At 61.6% G+C, this 4172-nt stretch carries 2 protein-coding genes; both read right to left on the bottom strand.

The annotated features are described in order from the left end of the window. Window positions 1–983: 983 nt before the first annotated feature. Window positions 984–2495: an IS1634 family transposase gene (locus tag ABD747_RS21290; protein WP_344808406.1), complete on the bottom strand. Its 1512-nt coding sequence runs from the start codon at window positions 2493–2495 to the stop codon at window positions 984–986. Window positions 2496–3047: 552 nt separating this feature from the next. Continuing rightward, window positions 3048–4172 (bottom strand): CARDB domain-containing protein (locus tag ABD747_RS21295; protein ID WP_344808408.1); only part of this gene is annotated, 1125 nt, incomplete at its 5' end.

The following is a 4172-nucleotide window of genomic DNA, read 5'->3' on the forward strand; positions in this document are numbered from 1 at the left end:
GGAGACGTCAACGCCTACGTCGCCATCCCCGGGCCCGTAACCACCGTCGCGGCCGCCAGCAGCGCCCCCAACGAGGCGCAATTCGCGTTCTGCACTTGAGTGCGCGGGCACTCTGGCCAGCCAATCGCAGGTTCTGGTGTAAAACTTAGGGCCTACGCGTGCGGCGGTGTTGAATGCGCTCCGGAGTGGTACGTACACGACGACCCCAATTAAATTAGGTCGACCACAGCCGATCAGAGCAAAATACACCGACTAACTTCCGCACAAGTCGGCGGCAATCAGAGAACGACATGTAAGACGGCGTCCGTCCGCGATGACGCCGCCGCACTAACTCCAGATAATGACTGCTTCCACGCAAAGACAGAGCAACAAAAACAAGTACAGACTCATCGTGTGTACCTGGACTGCCTCGTAGAGGATTCGATGAGAGTAGCGTCTGCTATATAGTCCAAACTGTCCGCGAGTTGGCATCGCACCGGTAATGATGTCGGGACTGCCAAGGATACTGAGATCGCTTTGGCCAGCCAATACCCTAGCTATGCCGTCCTTCCTGATGCTCTCGCGTATCGTCTTGGCACGATCGATAAAAACCCGCTGGATGGAACGGTTTTGACTATCTACTAGCCAAAAGCCGACAACTGAACCGACGCCAACAAGGAGCAGCTGTGGATGGCCCGCGGCTGCTATGCCAGCTATCGCAAGGGCCGTTGTAACGCACCAACCCTTAACCTGGAAAGCGATCGTGTCGAACCCGCGGATACTTGACTCGATCGACACGAGCTCTCCCTGGAGTAACGCCAACCGTGCGGCACTCTCATCCATGCGTGCTTGCCTTCCTTGCTGCTCTTCTTGGCTGATTCCTGAAAGTTTGGCCGGCCAGCTGCGGCCCCCACGTTACTGGTCCGCGGCCGGCACGACGGGAGAAATCACCGACATCATCGAAGCCGCCGTCTACGTGCTCGTACTACCTGAGTTGTATCGGATTAGTGACCACCCTGGGCGAGGTCGTCGAGGATGGATTGGGCGTGGTCAGGGATCCGTGGTGGGGCGGTGAGCTGTTGGTGGCCGAGGCTGATGGTGGCGCTTCTCAACGGTCGTAGTGATTGCACGATCTTCTTGATGCTGATACCGGTCCGGGCTTGGGCTTCGCGGGAGATGGCGAGGGCGGCGAACACAATGGTCAGGTGGGCTTCGATGCTGTCACGGATCCGGTGGAAGATCGGCCGAGCGGCGAGGTCGGACTTGGTCATCCGGAACGACCGTTCGACCTGGTAGAGCTCGTGGTAGGCGACGCAGACCTGCTGCCCGTCCATGATGTCGGGGTCGATGTTGGTGACGTAGCCTTTCAATCCGGCCAGGTAGCGGGCCCGGTCGACCAGTTTCCAGTCGACGTCCTTGACGGTGTTGGTGATCTTGACGAATCGGTCCTTCTTCAACGGTCTCGTGCCGGCCGCGACGGCTTGGGCACGTTCGATCATCTTGTTGATCGCCCGGTTGTCGTGCTGGGACCGTTTGAACGAGTACTCATAGACCACCCGCCGGTCCCGGGCCTGGCCGCCGGTGCCCATGGTGCGGATGGTTTCGATGATCTGTCCGTCGGCGAACGCGTTCCCGTGGAGTCGGAAGTGGTCGGCCAGATCATCGGCGGCGGTGGTCGTCTTGGAGCCGACGATGAAGCCGAACCCGGCCTGCTCCAACGCGACCAGGTTCGCCGCGGACAGCATCCCGGCGTCGGCGACCACGATCACGTCGGTGACGTGGTGGCGTTCGGCGAAGCCGGTCAGGACCGGGATCAGGGTCTTGGTCTCGGCCTTGTTCCCTTCGAACACGTGCACATCCAGAGGGAACCCCGAACCGGTGGTGAGGAGGCCGACGGTGACCTGGGGGTCGACGCGGCGTTCCTTGCTCATCCCGACCTTGCGGAGCCGATCCTCCATGTCGGTCTCGAAGTGAAGCGTCGTCAAGTCATAGAGCACCATCGCGACCCCACCGGCTCCGACCGCGTGGGTGTAGCAGGCAGACGCGATGACGGTCCGGTAGTCGCGTTCGATCACCCGTTTCAGGCAGCGCATGAACGTCACCCGAGTCGGTCCGGGCACGCCCAGTTCGGCCAGCACCCGCACCGTGTCGGCCTTGCTGGTCGGCTCGATGATCCTGGCCAACACCAACGCTTTGAACGCATCATCGTGGATCTGGTCGAACCCGAGCTGGTCGTAGATCGCTGCCAACGTCTCCCACACGATCAGCGACGCGGTGCCCTCCACCACCGGCGTGCCGATCGGGCGGCCACCTGCCGCGGCGTTGTCGCCGAGCGGCAGCGTCTCTTGCCCCGCATGCAGCCGCGCTTGGGCGGTCTGCACAAGCACCGCCAGCTGAGCATCGCTGTGAGCCGAGCCGATGTGCTCGATCCCGAGCAGGGCACGGCCGCGCTTGTGCACGATCTGGACCGCGGTCGCACCGGACGCGGTCTTCACCCGACGCACGAACGACCCCACCCAGGGAGGCTACCCACCCCCGACAGCGGGTTATTAGTGACCACCCACCACCGTGCAGCGATAGCGAATCCCCTGATCAGCGCAATATGCCGGCAGCCGATCCCGCCGAATCCGCCTCAGCGATAAACTCAGGTACTACTGGACAATGTCGCGCAGCGCTCGGCTGACCATCGTTCCCCAGCGGGTGCGAAGATAGGACTCGGCGGCAGCTGTGCATCCCTCATCCGCAGCCCTCTGCCGGCTGGGCGATGGCGGCCAAAAGCAGTCAGTCTCGGATAGCGCGATGTCGCCCCGCTCCGTCGCAATTAGCGACCCGTGCTGACCGACCGGGAGGTGCAGGTACTTTCGCTGGTCGCCGATGGGTTCAGGGCCGGGGGCGATAAGCCACCGTTTCTTCGGACGACGAGTCCGCGTTACTCGGCCGCCCGGAGGAAGCCGACTCCGATCGGCACTCCACAGACGTCGTACAAAAGCCTTCTCGAGAAGCTCAACCGCAAACGCAACGTGCGAGCCGCTAAGCTCAGCACCCCTCGACCTTTCAGGGCAGATAACCTAGTTTATACCGGCATCGGCCTTGAAGGGAATTTCCTCCCACGGGCCATCGGGCAGCCCAACTTCGAACCCGTGGGTACTGGTATTGTTAGTTTTGTTGACTTCTGGAATGGCGTTGTCGACATCGAGGTAAAATTCAACGTAGTGGGAGCCGAGCTTCAGACCACTCATCCGCAAGTATGCAGTCTTTTCACCACCCGAGGCTAGACCCGAGACGTCCAGATCGTAAATGCTCTGAGTTGATGCACCCCGATCAAGAACGAATCGAACTCGGAAAGCCGAAGCGTCCTTCGCGCCGATATTGGCGAAGACGAAATAAATGGTAACGGTGTCCGTGAGGGTTGGAAAGTCACCTGGGTCCGCCCTTGTGGTTGTAACTACCAGGTCCGCGATCTCCGCCGGAGGGTCGGTGACAGCGACGACAGCAAGGTCGACGGCAGAGCCTTGGTCAACCCGAGTGCCGGCCACCGGATTCGTCCCAGACACCTTCAAATGGTCACTCCTGTACTCGCCGCTTGCATTAAATACCTGTCCCTCATGTAAGCCAGCCGCCGCGAGGAGCCTCTCGGCGCGGGGGACCATCTCTCCTATCAAATCCGGAACGGGCACCCGTGGCGGCGGAGGTGGGGGTGACCCACTGGTGGACTGCGATACTCTCACGCCACCGTGGTGCTGGTCGCGGGTCGTGTATCCGACACCGATGTCGTATTGCGTTCCCCCCTGCAGGTCATCAATCTGATATCGCGTTGCGTCTGCCGGGAGTCTGCGGGACCCAAGTGATTCTCCTCCAGTCTTTGCCCACCAGACGTCATAGCCGTCCAGAAGGCTTGCCGGCGGTCCGCTGAAGCTGACGGTCAAGGAGTGCGTCCCAATCTCCGTGACGCTGGCGCTAGGCGGAACTGAGAGCGATCCGGACCACGGGTTCAGCGCAATTGCGGGGCTAGCACCCGGTCGGATTTCTGGGCCACGGTCGAAGCCTTCGTGCTCAGGATCCAGAGTCCACAGGGAGCCGGTGTTCGCGTGGAATGCGACTGCGTACAAGTTGCCCCCGCCCACCAGCGTGATGGATGGGCTGGTGCCGGATGCCATTCCCAGGCGCCGGTCGACAGCGTGAAGGTCGGGGTC

Source organism: Microlunatus ginsengisoli, assembly GCF_039537205.1.
GTDB classification, from domain to species: domain Bacteria; phylum Actinomycetota; class Actinomycetes; order Propionibacteriales; family Propionibacteriaceae; genus Microlunatus; species Microlunatus ginsengisoli.